This is a genomic window from Pseudomonas sp. F8002 (assembly GCF_013385495.1).
Lineage (GTDB): Bacteria > Pseudomonadota > Gammaproteobacteria > Pseudomonadales > Pseudomonadaceae > Aquipseudomonas.
On the sequence record NZ_JACAPW010000019.1, the window covers coordinates 54,848 to 71,699 of the forward strand.

Annotated in this window: 16 protein-coding genes; 12 read left to right on the forward strand and 4 right to left on the reverse strand. The window is 61.2% G+C overall.

Going from position 1 to position 16,852, the window contains the following annotated elements:
- Window positions 1-15 precede the first annotated feature (15 nt).
- The 3 genes from HX811_RS16490 to HX811_RS16500 are packed head-to-tail and all read left to right on the forward strand — an operon-like array spanning window position 16 to window position 2,471.
- A complete protein-coding gene (locus tag HX811_RS16490) occupies window positions 16-1,443 on the forward strand; it encodes a nucleobase:cation symporter-2 family protein (RefSeq protein WP_008431217.1) in 1,428 nt (475 codons plus the stop codon).
- Between the two features lie 13 nt (window positions 1,444-1,456).
- Window positions 1,457-1,918, forward strand: a complete 462-nt coding sequence (locus HX811_RS16495; RefSeq protein ID WP_003214086.1) for an LEA type 2 family protein — start codon at window positions 1,457-1,459, stop codon at window positions 1,916-1,918.
- A gap of 4 nt (window positions 1,919-1,922) precedes the next feature.
- The gene (locus HX811_RS16500) at window positions 1,923-2,471 is read left to right on the forward strand and encodes a GNAT family N-acetyltransferase (protein WP_177046585.1); all 549 of its coding nucleotides are present in this window, start codon (window positions 1,923-1,925) and stop codon (window positions 2,469-2,471) included.
- A gap of 206 nt (window positions 2,472-2,677) precedes the next feature.
- Here HX811_RS16500 and HX811_RS16505 read toward each other — a convergent pair whose 3' ends face one another.
- The gene (locus tag HX811_RS16505) at window positions 2,678-3,604 is read right to left on the reverse strand and encodes a carbon-nitrogen hydrolase family protein (protein ID WP_177046587.1); all 927 of its coding nucleotides are present in this window, start codon (window positions 3,602-3,604) and stop codon (window positions 2,678-2,680) included.
- A 92-nt stretch (window positions 3,605-3,696) separates the two neighbouring features.
- Between HX811_RS16505 and HX811_RS16510 the strand changes: the two genes are divergently transcribed.
- The gene (locus tag HX811_RS16510) at window positions 3,697-4,614 is read left to right on the forward strand and encodes a LysR substrate-binding domain-containing protein (RefSeq protein WP_177046589.1); all 918 of its coding nucleotides are present in this window, start codon (window positions 3,697-3,699) and stop codon (window positions 4,612-4,614) included.
- Here HX811_RS16510 and HX811_RS16515 read toward each other — a convergent pair.
- On the reverse strand, window positions 4,589-4,840 hold the full coding sequence (locus HX811_RS16515) for a hypothetical protein (RefSeq protein WP_003217960.1): 252 nt from the start codon (window positions 4,838-4,840) through the stop codon (window positions 4,589-4,591). The genes HX811_RS16510 and HX811_RS16515 overlap by 26 nt on opposite strands.
- A 175-nt stretch (window positions 4,841-5,015) precedes the next feature.
- Between HX811_RS16515 and HX811_RS16520 the strand changes: the two genes are divergently transcribed.
- A complete protein-coding gene (locus tag HX811_RS16520) occupies window positions 5,016-5,336 on the forward strand; it encodes a YqjD family protein (RefSeq protein WP_003217958.1) in 321 nt (106 codons plus the stop codon).
- A gap of 40 nt (window positions 5,337-5,376) precedes the next feature.
- Here the strand turns inward: HX811_RS16520 and HX811_RS16525 are convergent, their stop codons facing one another.
- Window positions 5,377-6,414: an Ldh family oxidoreductase gene (locus HX811_RS16525; protein ID WP_032898881.1), complete on the reverse strand. Its 1,038-nt coding sequence runs from the start codon at window positions 6,412-6,414 to the stop codon at window positions 5,377-5,379.
- A 170-nt stretch (window positions 6,415-6,584) separates the two neighbouring features.
- Between HX811_RS16525 and HX811_RS16530 the strand changes: the two genes are divergently transcribed.
- The gene (locus HX811_RS16530; RefSeq protein ID WP_177046590.1) at window positions 6,585-11,699 is read left to right on the forward strand and encodes a dermonecrotic toxin domain-containing protein; all 5,115 of its coding nucleotides are present in this window, start codon (window positions 6,585-6,587) and stop codon (window positions 11,697-11,699) included.
- Between the two features lie 41 nt (window positions 11,700-11,740).
- Here HX811_RS16530 and HX811_RS16535 read toward each other — a convergent pair whose 3' ends face one another.
- Window positions 11,741-12,010: a PepSY domain-containing protein gene (locus HX811_RS16535; protein ID WP_003217951.1), complete on the reverse strand. Its 270-nt coding sequence runs from the start codon at window positions 12,008-12,010 to the stop codon at window positions 11,741-11,743.
- 152 nt (window positions 12,011-12,162) lie between these two features.
- Here HX811_RS16535 and HX811_RS16540 point away from each other — a divergent pair, with 152 nt between their 5' ends.
- The 6 genes from HX811_RS16540 (at window position 12,163) to HX811_RS16565 (ending at window position 16,838) form a co-directional block, all read left to right on the forward strand.
- On the forward strand, window positions 12,163-13,158 hold the full coding sequence (locus HX811_RS16540; RefSeq protein ID WP_177046591.1) for a FecR family protein: 996 nt from the start codon (window positions 12,163-12,165) through the stop codon (window positions 13,156-13,158).
- Window positions 13,159-13,476: 318 nt separating this feature from the next.
- Window positions 13,477-13,935, forward strand: a complete 459-nt coding sequence (locus HX811_RS16545) for a hypothetical protein (RefSeq protein WP_177046592.1) — start codon at window positions 13,477-13,479, stop codon at window positions 13,933-13,935.
- Window positions 13,935-14,483 carry an adhesin gene (locus HX811_RS16550; protein WP_177046593.1) on the forward strand — a complete coding sequence of 183 codons (549 nt, stop codon included), beginning with the start codon at window positions 13,935-13,937 and terminating at the stop codon, window positions 14,481-14,483. The genes HX811_RS16545 and HX811_RS16550 overlap by 1 nt, the downstream gene beginning before the upstream one ends.
- A 72-nt stretch (window positions 14,484-14,555) precedes the next feature.
- Window positions 14,556-15,311 carry a hypothetical protein gene (locus tag HX811_RS16555; RefSeq protein ID WP_177046594.1) on the forward strand — a complete coding sequence of 252 codons (756 nt, stop codon included), beginning with the start codon at window positions 14,556-14,558 and terminating at the stop codon, window positions 15,309-15,311.
- Window positions 15,312-15,373: 62 nt separating this feature from the next.
- Window positions 15,374-16,054: a C39 family peptidase gene (locus HX811_RS16560; protein WP_177046595.1), complete on the forward strand. Its 681-nt coding sequence runs from the start codon at window positions 15,374-15,376 to the stop codon at window positions 16,052-16,054.
- A gap of 37 nt (window positions 16,055-16,091) precedes the next feature.
- The gene (locus HX811_RS16565; RefSeq protein ID WP_177046596.1) at window positions 16,092-16,838 is read left to right on the forward strand and encodes a hypothetical protein; all 747 of its coding nucleotides are present in this window, start codon (window positions 16,092-16,094) and stop codon (window positions 16,836-16,838) included.
- Window positions 16,839-16,852 lie beyond the last annotated feature (14 nt).

Consider the following 16,852-nt stretch of genomic DNA (forward strand, 5'->3'; position numbering starts at 1 on the left):
ACCCGGGCCCGTATTTTGTCTGACACTCAAACCCCTCGCCCCCGTTATAAATCCGACCTGATCTACGGCCTCGACGACCGTCCGCACTTCAGCGCGGCGATATTTGCCGCCCTGCAGCACGTGCTGGCCAGCTTTGTCGGGATCATCACCCCGACGCTGATCGTCGGCGGCGTGCTGGGCCTGGAAAGCGAAGTGCCGTACCTGGTCAGCATGGCGTTGTTTGTGTCCGGGCTCGGCACCTTTGTGCAGGCCCGCAAGTTCGGCCCGGTGGGTTCGGGCCTGCTGTGCCTGCAAGGCACCAGTTTTTCGTTTATCAGCGTGATCCTCAGTGCCGGCTTCATGGTCAAGGCCCGGGGCGGCGGCACCGATGAGATCCTGTCGACGATCTTCGGCATCTGCTTCTTCGCGGCGTTTATCGAAGTGGTGCTCAGCCAGTTCATCGGCAAGCTGCGCAAGCTGATCACCCCGGTGGTCACCGGCACCATCATTACCTTGATGGGTTTGTCGCTGATCAAGGTGGCCGTCACCGACATGGCCGGCGGTTATGGCGCCAGCGACCTGGGCGCCGCCGGCAACATGGGCCTGGCGGCCCTGGTGCTGCTGACCATCGTGGTGCTCAACCGCTTCAACAACCCGTTCCTGCGCCTGGGTTCGATCGTGATCGGCCTGACCCTGGGTTTTGTGGTGGCCTGGTGGATGGGCCGCGTCGACCTGGGCGCCCTGCCCCAGTTGCCGCTGATCAGCGTACCGGTGCCGTTCAAGTACGGTTTTTCGTTCGACTGGGTGGCGTTTATCCCGGTGGCGGTGATCTTCCTGATTTCGCCCCTGGAAGCCGCCGGTGACCTGACCGCCAACTCGATGATCTCGCAACAGCCGGTCAAGGGCCCGCTGTACATCAAGCGCATCAAGTCCGGCCTGCTGGCCGACGGCCTCAACTCGGTGATGGCGGCCACTTTCAACAGCCTGCCGATGGTGACCTTCGCCCAGAACAACGGGGTGATCCAGTTGACCGGCGTGGCCAGCCGTTATGTGGCGTACTTCATTGCCGGGCTGCTGGTGCTGCTGGGGCTGTTCCCGATGATCGGCGCGGTGTTGCAACTGATGCCCAAGCCGGTACTCGGTGGCGCCACGCTGATCATGTTCGGCACCGTGGCCGTGGCCGGGATCAAGATCCTCGCCGAAGCCGGGCTGCACCGGCGCAATGTGCTGATCGTGGCGATCTCCCTGGGCATGGGCCTGGGTGTGGCGGCAGTGCCGGAAGTACTGCGCGAGCTGCCCAAGGCACTGCACAACATCTTCGAGTCGCCGATCACCGTGGGGGCGTTCTGCGCTATCGTGCTGAACATCTTCCTGCCTGAGGAGTTCATAGAACTGGAAGAAGATGAATTTGATCCGGAAGCCTCCACCCTCAAAGTGATGCAGGACCCGGACGTCACGAAATAGGAGAACCCGTTTTATGCGCAAGCTCATGGTTTTGTCACTGCTGCTGCTCACCCTGAGCGCGTGCGCGCTGTTCCCCAACCGCGACCCGGTGAACATCAACGTGGTGGGCATCGAGCCGCTGCAGAGCCAGGACCTGGAAGTGCGGTTCGCGGTGAAACTGCGCATACAGAACCCCAATGAAACCGCCATCGACTACAGCGGCGTGGCCCTGGACCTGGAGGTCAATGGCCGGCCGCTGGCGTCCGGGGTGAGTGACCAGGGTGGCTCGATCCCACGCTTTTCGGAGACGGTGCTGACGGTGCCGGTGAGCGTTTCGGCGTTTTCCGTGTTGCGCCAGACCCTTGGCTTGAGCCAGACCCAGAGTTTGAATAACCTGCCGTACGTGTTGCGCGGGAAACTCGCAGGTGGCCTGTTCGGCACCATGCGTTTTGTGGATCGCGGGACCCTGGACTTTCCCAACACTGCCACTTGGTAACGACATGGATGCGCAACCTACGCTGTATACCGAACGGCTGATCCTGCGGCCGTTGACGCTGGAGGATGCCGAGGGTGTCCAGCAGCAATTTCCGCACTGGGAAGTGGTGCGTTACCTGAATGCCCTGGTGCCCTGGCCGTACCCGGCGGATGGTGCGCGCAGCTATCTGGAGCAGGTTGCATTGCCGGCGATGGCTCGGGGTGAGGAGTGGCATTGGTCGATCCGCCTGAAAAGCGCGCCCGAAGGGTTGATCGGCAATGTCAGCCTGATGGACGAGGTGGACAACAACCGCGGTTTTTGGCTGGCGCCGCAATGGCAGGGCCAGGGGTTGATGGCCGAGGCCAGTGCGGCGGTGACCGAGTATTGGTTTGAGGTGCTGGAGCGGCCTGTGATGCGCGTGCCCAAGGCGGCGCCGAACCTGGCCTCGCGGAGGATTTCCGAGCGGACGGGGATGCGGTTGGTCAGGACGGATGAGGGGCAGTTTGTCGCGGGGAGTTTGCCCAAGGATACCTGGGAGATTACCCGGGAGGAATGGCTGGGGCTTCGAGGATGAAGATCAAAAGCTAAAGCGGGCACGGTCAACTGTGGGAGCTGGCTTGCCTGCGATAGCATCAACTGGGTGTACCTGATGTACCGAGTTGTCCGCATCGCGGGCAAGCCAGCTCCCACAGAAAAGCAGAGCTGCACCAGCTTCAGGGCCGTTGAGCCGCTGTAACAGCGGGACCATGAACCGCCGTTACCGAAGAAACGGATATGGTCTCAATCAGCAATAAACCGCACCCCAGCCCTAACCCGCTCATCCACGGTCAATTCGAAAATATCCGGCCGGGCGTAATGACCGACCACATCATAGTCGTACCGCGCCCGCACCAAATCATCCGTGTCAATCTGCGCCACCAGCAACCCCGCCCCACCGAGCAACGGCCCGGCAAGAATGTCCCCCATGGGCCCGACAATTACACTGCCGCCTGCTATCAGAGGGCGCTCGGCTGGCCAGTTCGCAACCTCCACACCCAACGCCTCGGGTGACGCCTGCACCTGACACGCACTCACCACAAAACACCGCCCCTCATGGGCAATATGCCGCATGCTCACCTGCCACATTTCCCGCTCATCCACCGTCGGCGCGCACCACACTTCCACACCCTTGGCGTACATCGCGGTGCGCAACAACGGCATCATGTTCTCCCAGCACACGGCGCCACCGATGCGCCCTACCGCTGCATCAACCACCGGCAACGTCGAACCATCGCCCTTGCCCCAGATCAGGCGCTCAGTGCCGGTAGGCATCAATTTGCGATGCCTGGCCACCAACCCGCCCACCGGCTCGAAATACAGCACCGTGCAATACAGCGTACTGCCACTGCGCTCGATCACACCCAACACCAGGCTCGCCCCGGTGCGCGCCGACAAGCCGGCCAGCGCTTCGCTCTCCACACCCGGCACATCAATCGCATTGGCAAAATAACGGGCAAAGGCCTCGCGCCCTTCAGGCAGGCGATAACCCAGCTGGGTGCCGAAGCCCTCACCCTTGGGATAACCCCCGAGCAACGCTTCGGGCATCACCACCAGTTGCACACCGCTGCGCAGGATTTCATCCTCATAGGACAGGATCTGTTCCAGGGTCTCAGCCTTGCCTCCCGGCAAGGAACCGATTTGCAGCGCAGCCACAGTAGAAACAGGCATCACGATCACTCCGTATCAATGGGGGTTGCCCATTCTCCGGCCAGCGGCAATCATGAATAAAGCCCACTTCGCTGCTAACTGATATGAGCCATATGAATATCGCCAACGTCGATCTCAACCTGCTGAAAACCTTCGAGGCCCTGCACGACGAATCCAGCGCCAGCCGTGCCGCCCTGCGCCTTGGCGTCACGCAGTCGGCGATCAGTGCAGCCCTGCGCCGCTTGCGTGATGTGTATGGCGATCAGTTGTTCGTGCGCACCGGCCGGGGCCTGGCGCCCACCTTGCGGGCCAATCAGTTGAAGCCGGTGATCAGCGAAGCCCTGGATCGCTGCCGCCAGAGCCTGGCGATGGTGGATCCCCAGGGCAATCACTATCAGGGCCGTTCGGTGGTGGTGGGGTTATCGGATGATTTCGAAATCGCCTACGGCCGGCGGCTGATTGAAGAGATTGCCTGGCGTGCGCCAAAGCTGCGGTTGATGTTCCGCCAGACCCACAGCCAGATCGTTGCCGACGCCCTGCTCGACCGCAGCCTGGACCTGGCAATCACCGCCGGCGGGTTTGCCGAGCGCCGGTTGAGCCGGCAGGTATTGGGGGAAGGCCATTACGCGTGCCTGGTGGACCCCGACAGCCTGGCGCCGGGACAACAGGCCATCGATCTCGACGAGTTCGTCAGGCGCGAGCATGTGCTGGTGTCATCCGGCGGGTTTATCGGGATCACCGACGAGGGCCTGGCCGCGCAGGGGCTGAGCCGCCACGTAGGTGCCTCGACCACACACTTCGCGGCGCTGCCGTTTCTGCTCAAGGGCAGCCAGGCGGTGGCGACCATCCCCGGCCATGCGGCCCAGGCCATCGCGCAGATGACCGGACTGAGGGAGCTGCCTTGCCCGCTGGCGCTGCCGCGTTACCCGGTGGAGCTGGGCTGGCGCACCCAGGCGCAACTGGATCCGTTGCTGCTCAAGGTGCGCGAGGCAATCGAGGCTTGTTTTACTTCGCCGCCATCAGGCGATTGACTTCACTGCGCACCATGTTCGAGAACTCCGGCGGTGACATGCCGTCCAGTTCTGCACGTACCCATTCGGCCCATTTGCCCTTGCGTTTGGCGCGCTCGCCAAACAGGCGGGCGGCCTCCCCCTTGGCCTTGCCCAGGTTGCTTTGCCAGAGGTCGTAGAGACGGGACTTTTCATCTTCCAGCGCGGCGCGCTCGGCGAGGGGCTTGTTGGCCAGATTGAAGCTCATGTTGAATTACCTGCTGCACAAATAGGTGACATCTTACACTGTAGGTTGAAATTTCCTGGCCTGGATTTCTCCTAAGCTGACCACAGGAAAAAAACTGCAACTTTTGCCCGCTTCAAACACTCCATTCTTCATCAAGCGCATTCATTGCCACATTCACCCGCAAGGAGTTAACCCAATGGCTCGCAAATCTGCCGCCCAAGCCGTCGAAGACCAAATCAAGGACCAAGCCTTCAGTGAACTGACCGCACTGATCGAAGAATCGGACAAGCTGCTCAAAAGCAGCGCGTCACTGGTGGGAGAAGAAGGTGAAACCCTGCGTGAACAGGTCGCCATCAAGCTCAAGCAGGCGCTGGACTCGGTGTCCAATGTGCGCGAGCGCAGCAAGCCGGTGGTGGATGCCACCGAAACCTATATCGGTGGCCACCCATGGCAGACCGTGGCGATTTCCGCCGGGTTTGGCCTGGTAGTCGGCCTGTTGCTGGGCCGCCGCAACTGATCTGATGCAACGGCTGCGCCCTCCCCGGGCGCAGCTCGCTTCAGGCCTGTGCCAACACCCGCAACCGACTCAATTCCTGCGTTTCGATCTCGATCCCGCCTGACAGCGACTTCGCCCGTGTGCGATGGCGCCGATCCCCCGGCAAACGCCGCAACCCTGCCGCATGCATCTGTCGCACCAATTCCTGGCTGCGCTCGGCGAAGCTCTGCCCGGCGGTCTTGCTCGGGTCGATCACGATCAGCAGTTGGCCGGTCCATGGGGTGCGGGCGCCGGGGTGATCGGACCAGTTGAACTCAAACGAGAAGTTACCGCCCGTGAGGGCTGCCGCCAGCAGCTCAACCATCATCGACAGGGCCGACCCCTTGTGCCCGCCAAACGGCAGCAGTGCGCCGCCTTCGAGGATCGCCTTGGGGTCCTGGGTCGGTTGGCCGAGGCTGTCCACACCCATGCCCGGCGGCAGGCGCTCGCCCTTGCGCGCGGCAATCTGCACGTCGCCATGGGCGATGGCGCTGGTGGCCAGGTCAAACACGATCGGCAGGCCATCGGCGCGGGGCGCGGCGAAGGCAATGGGGTTGGTGCCGAACAGCGGGCGGTCGGCGCCGTGGGGCACCACGCAGGTCATGCTGTTGACCACGCTCAAGGCCACCAGGCCTTCTTCAGCAAAAGGCTCGACATCCGGCCAAAGCGCCGCGAAGTGGTGGGAGTTATGGATCGCCAGCAAGGCAATCCCGGCACTGCGGGCCTTTTCCACCAACAGCCCACGGGCGGCTTGCAGTGCGGGCTGGGCGAAGCCGTTAGCCGCATCCACCCGCACAAACCCGCTGGCCACATCCTCGACCACCGGCACCGCCTTGCCGTTGACCCAGCCACTGGCCAGGGTCGAGACGTAACCGGGGATACGGAATACACCGTGGCTGTGGGCACCGTCGCGCTCGGCGCTGGCGCAGTTCTCGGCCAGCACCTGGGCCACATCGGCCGACGTACCGTGGCGGACAAACACCTGGCGCAGCAGGTCGGTCAATTGCGCATAACTGAGTCGCTCTGATGAAGACTCGACATCCAAAGGCGATGCAGACATCTGAAGCTCCCGTTTAATTATTGGAATGGGCAACAGCGTACAAGAATCGGTCCGTCGATTAGACAGGGTTTGCCCCATGGCTGTCGACAGGGAGCGCCAGACATATCTAGCCCCTCGTGGCGCCAGGCCTGGATAGGTTGCAGGCACGCAACTCTTCAAGGATCAGGATGATGAGCCACACCCCTCTCCCGTATTTTTTCCCCGAAGCCATGCGCGTGGGCTGGAGGGCGCTGGACCGTGAGCGCCAGCTGAACATCGACAGCAGGGACATCGAGTTTCTCGGCAAGGTGTTTTTTGCCAGCGATGCAGGCCGTCGCCAACAGTCGCCGCCAATGATCGCGCAGCGCATCTGGTTGAATAAAAGCACTGCCAATGCCGTCGAACTGGCCGGCAGCTTCATGATGAGTTCAACCAGCGCCTACCCACATGCCTGGCTCTACACCCCGTACGGCGGCCTGGAAAAATTCGACAGCCCCGCCCACTTGCTGACAGCACTGACCGAGCGCTTGAAAACCCCGGACAGCGCCACGCAACTGCTGTACTTCCTGCCCTTGCAGCAACAACCATCGCCGCTACTCGACAACCGACTGGTGCTGACACCGGAGGCCATGCTCGGCGACGTATTGGGTGAACAGGAAAAAACCCTCAGGCGCTATCAGGAGAATAATCGCCAGGCGCTGCTGGCGGCGTTGAAACAGTTGCCCGCCCTCGGCGCCCTGCTTTCAAAACTGCTCGAAAGCGTCTGCCGCCCACTGTTCCCCGGGCTCAGCCCCGGCGAAGCCCACGTGAGTTTTTTCGCCATACAGCCCGTTGGGCACACGGTGCCTCGCTGGCTCGACTCGCTGCAACTCAATGACGCGGTGCTGTTGTACTACCGTGAACAAGCCTGGCCCGCCGGGCAAACCCGGGAGTTCTTCCACCCCAAGCGGCCTGCCGACGCCAAGGCCCGCGACACGCAGCGTTGGGAAACCGCGATCAAACAAGCAGCCGGCCAACTGATCCCGTTCCTGCACAGTGCACTGGAGACGTTCTGGAACAGCGAGATCGCACCGGGCGTGTCGCGTCGGGCCTGGTTCGCCCGGGCCATGGCCGCCAATGCGCAACTGGATCTGCTGTTCAAGCGCCAGCAATCCATCATCAGTCCGGAGCAAAGCCGCGCATTGGCAGCGCTGTACTCTTCCCGGGGTAACGAGGCCCCCCCGAACAGCCAGACGCTGCGCGTCGAGAACGTACAGATCTGGGAGCAGCCGAGCAACGCCGTCGAGCTGGCCAGCACCTTGATGATCGGCAATTCGCAGACCTTTCTCTACACCCCCGAGAAGGGCCTGCAGGTGCTCGGGACCTACGACGACCTGATGGACACCCTCAAGGCCATGGTCAAGGCGCCAGGCTATGAAGATGACCTCTACAACCTGATGTCCCTGGAGGAGCGGGCGCTGTTTGTAGGGTTCAAGACGCCGCAGTTTTCCGGTACTCCCATCGCCGGCAATCTGTTTGAGCAGGTGCTCGAAACCATCATCGGCAAGCAGCAACAGAACCTACGCTACGCGCTAGATCTGTACCGACGCACCCGCGCCGGCATTGACCCTTCCGCCTTGCTCGACTACGCGCTGGATGTGCGGTACATGATCGACAGCCACCTCCCGGGCCTGGATACCGCGGGACGCTGGACGCCTCATTCGGTACTGGCCGACCCGACTCGCCCGGTGTCGCTGGCCGCCGAACGTGCCGCCCTGCTGCAAAAGCAGATGACCGATATCCAGGACACGCTGGCAACCCAGGTGCGAGCGCAACCCACATTGGCCAACACCGTCAATCAGGCGCTCACCGCCGAGTTCAACCGCCGCGGCTTGGCTGGCCACGATCCCGGCAAGATCTACGTCAATCGCTACGCCGCCAGCGCAAGCGCGACACGCGCCACTGCGCCCCTGGAAAGCCAGAGCCTGCGCAGTTACTTTCTTGCGCGCCTGATACACAAGCGCGGGCCGATTCCGCAAACGCCGCACTATGGCCTTTACGCCAGCCAGGGCGATGGGTCTGTTACACCGCTGGGCGGCCTGGACATTGCGCAAGCCAACGCGGCGCTCGATGCCGCACTGGTCAAGTTTCATCACTCCAACATTGCCGATATTCCCCGCGAATACCTGGAACAGCTCAAGGCGCCGATGGCCCATGCCATGGCGGTGGCGATCCAGGGCGAAGCCAGGCTCAGGCGCCTCAACAACAGCCTGGACGCGCGTGATGAGGCGATCGTGCAGACGGTGTTTGATCTTAAACACCCTGATCGCCGCCGGCGCCAGGGCCTGGGTGGATTCATCCCGGATGCCTATGCGTTGACCGTCGAACCCGAGGGCCTGACGCAACGGGTGCCCCTGGCGCATTGCTTGATGCTCACCGAACGCGGCGGCCTGGCCCCGTCCCACTCAGGCCGGGCCGTGCTGTGGACGCCGGCGCGCGGTCTGGAGAGTTTCGCCAACGTCAGCCAATTGCAGACAGAACTGCAACGACGACTGGCCGCGCCGGACCTTCGCAGGCAGCTACTGGCCAATCTCGACCCGCGCTATCTCAAACCGCACCAGGCCTGCGCACTCGGTCAGTTCATGCTGATCAACGGCGCGGTCGCACAGCACTGCCAGCAGTCCTGGATTGATCATTACAGGGCACAACGGGCTCACTGCCTCACCCTGACGCTCTCAGGGGACGCCTTGCTGAAGCGTCTCGGGGGGCTGGAAAAGGCCTTGCCGGCCAACGACCTGGGCCATGCCTCACAAATCGCCCAGACCTTCATGGCACAACAATCACTGCCCGCCTGGCTGGGGATGGCGTCTGTCAGCCAACAGCGTCGCCATGTCGAAATCCTTGAGCAATACCGCCACAGCCTCACGGACGACAAGGATTACCTTGACGATTTCCTGCCGCTGCCAGCGTATCTCGGCAGCAAGCTCATCGACTTGTTGCAGCCCTATGACGTGCGCCCGCAAGACGTCTACATCCTGCCCAAGCTGGTATTGGCCGGCCAGCGGCAGAACCTGGTGGACTACGCCCTCAATCACGTCAGCCAGCAAGCTGCTGCATTCGATGTCGAGTCCACAGCCGCCGGCCTGACACCTGCTGTGGTGCGCCAGATCCTCGCGCGCCTGCCCCTCAAGCAGGACCACCAGGCTTGCCTGGTCGAAAAACTCACCCCGGGCAAGCCGGGCGCAGACGTGCGGGAGCGCCGGTTTATTCGGCAACTGCCCTGGCAACTGTTGCAAAATGCCCACGCGCTGAGGCTGCAGGAACTGTTATCACCCGCGGGCCTGAGCCTGGTCGAACAGGTCCTCGACATGCCGGACGCGCTCGCCCGCGCAGCGGTCGAGGGCGCGACCTCGACAGTGCGTCCGCTGGAGTTGATCGCCACGGCGGGGGCCCGGTCCATCAAGGCCCTTGGGGTCTACTTGATCAGTGCCGTCGAAAGCACTCCGCTGGTGATGTATGCGCCCTATGGGCCGCAACAGGCGTTCCAGGAGTTCGACAACGAGGCGGATTTGATTCGCCGGCTCAACCTGCCCGGCCCCTTGCAGGACTGGGTGATCGGTCGCCTGCCAGAGGCTGAGCAAGCCACGTATAGACACCTCTGGGCCAGCACGGTCGGGGGAACCTCGGAAATCACCCTGGGGGCCAATCCGATCAGGGGCCACGCCCTCAAGCAGTTGTACCGCGACAACATCGGATTGATCTCGAACCTGTTTGAACAGCAATCCCAGGCCAACGGCCGGTCAGCCTGGGACACCCTCAAAGCCTTGTTCAGCAGCGGACTGCAGCACGCGCAGGCGTTGCTGCCGGGCAAGCTGATGGTGCCGTTGGTGATCTGGCAAAGCTACACACTGTTCAAGACCTCTGCCGAAGACTTGCAGCAACACCGCTGGCGCGATGCGCTGCAAAGCTTTATTGGCGGTGTCGCGCAAATGACTTCGATACGCGCATTGATGGATGGACCACCCACCCCTGGCGCCGCTCCACCGCCGCCCGCGCCGACGCAAACCGCCAGAGCCTGGCAAGACATCGATACCACCGCCCAAGCCCGGACCCGGCTACAAGCGTACGAAGCCAATGACATCAGCCTCGATAGCCTGACGGCAGGCAGCTCGGGGGTCTACACAGCGACAGACAATCGGCATTACCTGCCTTGCGCAGGCAAGGTCTATCGAGCCAAACCGGTTGATGGCCATTGGCGGCTTTTCAGTGCACGGTCCAAAGGACCGTTTGTGCGGCGGGATACCGAGCGTAAATGGACCCTGGTTCCAGAGGCCTCGGTTCGCCGTTATGGCCCTGGCTGGAGTTCGATGATGGAACGCCGGGAAGTGAGGACAGAGGTGGACCGGGTGATGAATGTCGAAGCTCGAGGCCTGAGCGAGATTCGGCGTGCTTCGCCCCTCAGGGCCCAGGCAATCGTCGAGGCACTGGACCTGGCAACCTTTTACCTGCACAACTGCCAGCAGAACCTGAAACTGCTCGATCACCAATACCCGCCCGTGACCCGGGTGCATCGCTTCATCAACCGCTTTTTTGGTATCCCGATAGACGCCGACACCGGCCCGGCCAAATTTCCGGCAGTCCTCGCGCAAAAGCTCATGGACACGGTGACCGCCCTCCTCGATGAGGCGCTGGAGCCGACACTCTACTCGCTCAATTCCCGGCGTTTCGTCTCCGGTGCGCATATTGCCGAACCCGAACGGCACTGGGCGTTTACCATTGACGGTGACCCGGATCGTCGCATCTATCTCACCGAAAACTTCTTCAACCCGCCCACAGCCGATTTCGAAGGGCACCTGATCAATCACTTCGATCAAAGAGCCCATGCCCGCGCGACTACGTTGATTCATGAGTTGACCCATATCGTGAGCAATACCGCCGACGTCGCCTACCTCAATTCCACATCGCCTTTTTCCGACCTGATCGAAGTACAAACTCAAGCCGGACGCGATCTTCGGGACTGGCTGCGCAACGTGCAGGAGAATGCGTACTCGATCACCACGCCAGTGGGGCAGTTGTTCAAATCAGCGGACGCGTGGGGGGCTACCGGGTCTGATCTGGGAACCGACCCGGAAGATGACTACATCAAGCAGCAGATTCTTGCCACGACCGGAGGCGTGGACTTGAGCAATGCGCGGGGAATTTTCAAAACCAACCTGACGCGGCGGTTCAACACACAGATGGATAACGCCGACTCACTGACCTTGCTGATCACCACCCTGGGGCGCCAGCTGGACCCCGTGCCTTCGATTGCCGAAGCCACACCGTAACAGACAGGGTGCGGGCCGAACGCCCGCACCCGTCAGTTCATTCAGTCTTTCTGATCGCGCAACACATTGCCCGACTCACCGTCGATGCGGAACTCATAGACCACGCCATCGGCCTTGCGCCCCTCACCTTCCCAGTAGCCATCGTTATCGGCTTCGATCTTGTAGATCTGGACGTAACCAGCCTTGGTCTTGGCGGTCTCGATGGCTTTTTCAATGGTGATCCAGCCTGCGCCCGGTTTGTCCGCCAGGGCGGCGCCAGCACTGAGCAAGGCGGTGGTTGCGACAACGGCGGCTAAGGTTTTCTTAAGCATTTTCGTGCTCCATTAGGAAATGAGTGTTATCTGTCCTGAATTTTTTAGGGCCCTGCAGACGAGAATTAGTTCCAATTGATGTGCATTCGCCATGATGGCTGTTCTCGCCGTCCTGCTGTGGAGGTTAGAATGTCGGAAATCAGGATGAGTTAATGACAGATAAGTCCCTATCAGAAGCCGAATACGACGCCATCACCGATGCCGCTGCGCACTGGTGCATGCGTCTGCACGCCGGCGATTGCACGACGGCGGAGCGTCAGGCCTTCGAGCAGTGGCACGATGCGCATCCACTGCATGCCTTCGAATACGCCGCGATGCTGGAAATCTGGGACGTCGCCGATCACTTGCCCCGCAGCGAGCCGGCCCCCGTCGTGGCGCGGCGACAACCTCGCAGCCGTTTGAGGAACTACGCGGTAGCGGCGGCGATATGCCTGGTGGCCTTGCCACTGGCGGCCTTTACCGGCTGGGAAGCAGGCTGGCTGCCCAGCTCGTACAACCATTACGAAGCTGAAAACAGCTTGCGCCTGGTCACCCTTGACGACGGCAGCCAGGTGGAACTGAACCTGGGCACCGAACTGGTCTACAGCAATTTCAAGGATCAGCGCCGGGTTACCCTGAAAAAAGGCGAGGCGTTTTTCAAGGTCAGCCATGACGCGCAGCATCCGTTTATCGTCCACGCCGGTGACGGCCAGGTTCGGGTGACCGGCACTCAGTTCAATGTCTGGAAATACGAAGACCATGTGCGGGTCATGCTGCTGCAAGGCTCGGTGCTGGTGAGCAGCGACGACGCCCACAGCGGCCTGCGCCTGTCACCCGGGATGCAGGCCAGCTACAACCGTGGCGATGCCAGCCCCCTGGCCCGGCCGATTGCCCCGGGCGACACCGCCCTGGCCTGGCGTGAAGGCAAGCTGATCCTCGACAACCTGGCCCTGGCCGACGCGTTGCCGTTGATCAACCGCTACCTGAGCAAACCGGTGATGCTGGCCGACGCCGGCACCGGCGCGATCCGCATTGGTGGCATCTACAACATCAACGAGGTGTCCAACCTCGTCCCCTCCCTGCCCAAGGTCCTGCCGGTCTACCTGACCCAGAACCAGGACGGCAACCCTGTACTCAATTCGATTCCGCGTAAAACCCCAAAGAGCTGAGCCAGGGTCATGGGCCTGCGCCCTCCTCCCGGATGCTGCCTGCGTCAAATCGTCCATTTTTGAAACACTTGCACCGGCTGAGCTGACAGCCGGCTGCGGAGTGCCGGGTTTACGGCGCGCAGTGTTTCATCCCTGAGACACCTGCCAGGCGGGCTGGACAAGGGCCCGCTGTCTCACAGTTGAAACACATCCACTGCCCATTCTTTCCCCCGCGCTCATAACCCCATGTATGTCATCACAAATTCAAAAGCGGCACAGCTCCTGCTCTCTTCCTGACAGCGCTGTTTAGGGTCAGCGCCAAGAATAAGGAATGCCGTCGTGAAGACACTTAATCCAGGCTCGTTGAGCCTTCTGCTGATCAGCTGTGTACTGAGTACCAGCGTGAGTCTTCCGGCCCTCGCCGGTGACGGCACCATCGTGGTGGGTCGCACCGTACAAGGCCACATGGCTGGCCGCTCCTCCTTCGCCCCGGATCGCAACCCCAGCACAGTCAATGCCAACCCCTCCAAACAAGTGTTGAGCGCCACGACCGGCGAACTCAGCGATCTCGACATCGCCGGGGTCAGCAGCGGTTCCAGTATTACCCGCGCCATGATGCCCGGCGGCAACCTTCCCGGCCTGAGTAACAGCCTGGGCGCAAGCACCTCAACCCTGGGGGCTGGCGCATCCGCTGGCCATGGCGGTGGTGGCAGCAGCATGGCTGGGCAGATCAATGGTTCGATCCAGCGGGGCATGGCGCCGCTGAACAACATCGGCAGCATGATGGGGGGCCAGTGATGAATCGCTCCTGGCTCATCATCGCCGCACTGAGTTGCGCATCGGCCATGGCCGACAACAACGCAACGATCAATAACAGCGGCCAGCAATACAGCGGTGTCGCCTCGGTCAACCAGTCTGCCGGCAATCAGCAACAGCAGATCAACAGTCGCGCCATCGTCGTGGGCGGACAAGCCCACGATTCACTGGTGCAGAAACTCGAAGGCAAAGTCGATGCGTCCCTGAACGCCAACGCGGCGATCCAGGGTTCCTCTTTCAGCAATGGCAACGGTGTGCTGGGCGTCAACCAGTCGGCCGGGGCCAATACACAGATGATCAATGCCGTGCGGATCAATATCAATCCGGGTCCGCAAAGCATCGATGACAGCGTTTTGTCGCAGCAGAACACGACGCTGTTAACAGACTCCGGGCTCACCCCCACCACTGGCAGCCGCCAGGTCGTTACCAGCGACCAGGCCTTCACCGGCAGCCGAGGAGTGGTACAGGTGAACCAGAGTGCGGGGGTGGGGAACCGAGTGGCTAACACCCTGGCTATCACTATCAAGTAACAGCTTGATCAGTGTTTGTTCGTTAGACCGTACCAACACTTAACCAACTAATTAGAAGCAAGGAGATACACCATGAAACCTACAATGGCTCTTAAACCACTGGTTTTCGCTCTGACTGCGCTCATGGCTGTTGCTGCACAAGCAGGTGGTAGCGGTGGCGGCTGGCACCCAACCCCAGTGGCTACTGGCACCGTGGCTGCCGTCGTGACTGATACCCAAGTCAGCAAAGACAACAAATTCGACGACACCAAAACCACTAACAACGCCTCAGCCACTGGCTCGCTTAACGGCCATTCCGGCAACCTGGGCGCCAACGCCGCTTCGGGCTCGGGCAACCAGCAGGACAATGCTGCTGCAATCACCAGCAGTGCCGATGATGCTGCTTCGGTATTTGCCGTCGCCGACATCTATCAAGAAAGCCGGAGCAACAAGTTCGACAACAAAGGCACGCAAAACAACGCGTCTCTGAACAACTCGGCCAACAACAGCTCGGGTAACACCGGTGTCAACGTTGCAGCCGGTCAAGGCAACCAACAGAAAAACAACCTGGCTATCGTGACTGCCGACGGCAACAACGTAGCCGCTGCTTCCAACACCGAGCAACAATCGTTGGACAACCACTTCCTCAACGCAGCCGCGACTACCCATGGCTATGGTGGCCAGGCTACCTATGTCAGCAACAACGCCAGCCTGAACAACTCTGGCAACTATGGTTCCGGCAACATCGGGCTCAACGTGTCCGCAGGTTCCGGCAACCAACAAAGCAACACCCTCACACTGGGCAGCGGTTGCACCCAATGTGCAGCAGGCAACGGCGTACGCTTCTGATGCAATGGGGCCTTGGCGACAAGGCCCTTTTCTATTTCCAGTGTCCAACAGGTCAGACGATCATGCGCCTCGTGACGCTCACCCTCTTGTTAATGCTCGCCGGCCCGACCTGGGCAGCGCAAATGGCAATTTCAGCCATGCCCGGCGGTGCCGTGATATTCAAGAAGGTCGAGAGCATTCGTGAGCGCCGCTTCGCCAACCTGGTGGAACAGAAGACCGATTTCAGCTGCGGTGCCGCGGCACTCGCCACCATCCTGCGTCAGGCCTATTGGCTGGACGTCGACGAAGCACACATCATCAAAGGCATGCTGGTCAACGCTGACCAGGACCTGGTACGCACCCAAGGCTTCTCCATGCTGGACATGAAGCGCTACCTCGAAAGTATCGGCATGCGTGCCCGGGGCTACAAGATCGGGCCAGATACCCTGGTCACTGTGAAAATCCCCGTCGTGGTACTGCTGGAAATTCGCGGCTACAAGCACTTCGTGGTCATGCAGCGCGCCGACAAGGACTGGGTCTATATCGGCGACCCGGTGCTGGGGCATAAACGCTATTCGCGTGACGACTTCGTCAAGGGCTGGAACGGCATTGTTTTCGCCGTACTCGGTGAAGGCTACGACAAGACCAACATCCTGCTCGACCCACCCACACCCCTGACGGCGAAAAACAAAATGAATGAGTTCAGGCCCGTGGGTGATGCAGAGCTGATGGACTTCGGTTTTATCCAGAGCGACTTCTTCTAGAAGCGCAATAAGGAGCAGGACGCTCCAGGAGCCAAAGATGAACACCTACCGCTGGCTTACGGTCATGTGCCTGGTAGCCTCAATGCCTGTTTATGCCTCCTCCGGATTTAAACCGATTGAAGTCAAGGATTCGGAACTGGCGGAACTGCGTGGGCGCTATGTGATGCCTGGGCGGATTATCAGCTTTGGCATCGTGATGAGCAGCACCTGGACCAACGCCGTTGGCGACTCCATCACCGGCAAGGCCACCATGCAGATCGACTCGTCCACTATCACCCCCCAATTCTATGTACAAACCACTGGCGGGACGGGCACCGGGACCGGTCAGACTACCGGCACAGGCACCGTGACGGGCGGCGCCGGACTGGGCACCGGCCAGGGTGTGGTCCAAAGCGTGCGCGCTGCGGGCGACGGCAACACGGCAACCAACAACGTCGGCATCAACATCAACGAAAATGGGCTGGCACCGGCCAATCTTGTGCAATCAGGTCAAGTGCTGGTGGCCGGCGGTACAGTCACGGGTACCAGTGGAGCTGGCAACGTCAGCGTCTCAGCCGCCAATGGCGGCCTGCAAATGGCTATCCAAGCCAATCACAACCAAGGTAATAGCGTGCAGCAAATCGGCGGCGGCAATGTGCTACAGGGCACCGTTTTGCAGGGCAACAGCAATTTCGTTAACAACATGACCCAGCTGAACGTGGTCATGGGCAGCAACGGCCTGAGCAATGGTGCACTGAACTGCAACCTGGACCAACTCAAAGGCCTACGCACCCTTGGTTATTGAACTACGCTGTGCCT

Coding starts and splice junctions, on each gene's coding strand:
- HX811_RS16525 (WP_032898881.1), bottom strand. CDS start 6,414: ATGTCTGCATCGCCTTTGGATGTCGAGTCTTCATCAGAGCGACTCAGT.
- HX811_RS16500 (WP_177046585.1), top strand. CDS start 1,923: ATGGATGCGCAACCTACGCTGTATACCGAACGGCTGATCCTGCGGCCG.
- HX811_RS16540 (WP_177046591.1), top strand. CDS start 12,163: ATGACAGATAAGTCCCTATCAGAAGCCGAATACGACGCCATCACCGAT.
- HX811_RS16535 (WP_003217951.1), bottom strand. CDS start 12,010: ATGCTTAAGAAAACCTTAGCCGCCGTTGTCGCAACCACCGCCTTGCTC.
- HX811_RS16515 (WP_003217960.1), bottom strand. CDS start 4,840: ATGAGCTTCAATCTGGCCAACAAGCCCCTCGCCGAGCGCGCCGCGCTG.
- HX811_RS16530 (WP_177046590.1), top strand. CDS start 6,585: ATGAGCCACACCCCTCTCCCGTATTTTTTCCCCGAAGCCATGCGCGTG.
- HX811_RS16555 (WP_177046594.1), top strand. CDS start 14,556: ATGAAACCTACAATGGCTCTTAAACCACTGGTTTTCGCTCTGACTGCG.
- HX811_RS16510 (WP_177046589.1), top strand. CDS start 3,697: ATGAATATCGCCAACGTCGATCTCAACCTGCTGAAAACCTTCGAGGCC.
- HX811_RS16495 (WP_003214086.1), top strand. CDS start 1,457: ATGCGCAAGCTCATGGTTTTGTCACTGCTGCTGCTCACCCTGAGCGCG.
- HX811_RS16565 (WP_177046596.1), top strand. CDS start 16,092: ATGAACACCTACCGCTGGCTTACGGTCATGTGCCTGGTAGCCTCAATG.
- HX811_RS16505 (WP_177046587.1), bottom strand. CDS start 3,604: ATGCCTGTTTCTACTGTGGCTGCGCTGCAAATCGGTTCCTTGCCGGGA.
- HX811_RS16550 (WP_177046593.1), top strand. CDS start 13,935: ATGAATCGCTCCTGGCTCATCATCGCCGCACTGAGTTGCGCATCGGCC.
- HX811_RS16560 (WP_177046595.1), top strand. CDS start 15,374: ATGCGCCTCGTGACGCTCACCCTCTTGTTAATGCTCGCCGGCCCGACC.
- HX811_RS16520 (WP_003217958.1), top strand. CDS start 5,016: ATGGCTCGCAAATCTGCCGCCCAAGCCGTCGAAGACCAAATCAAGGAC.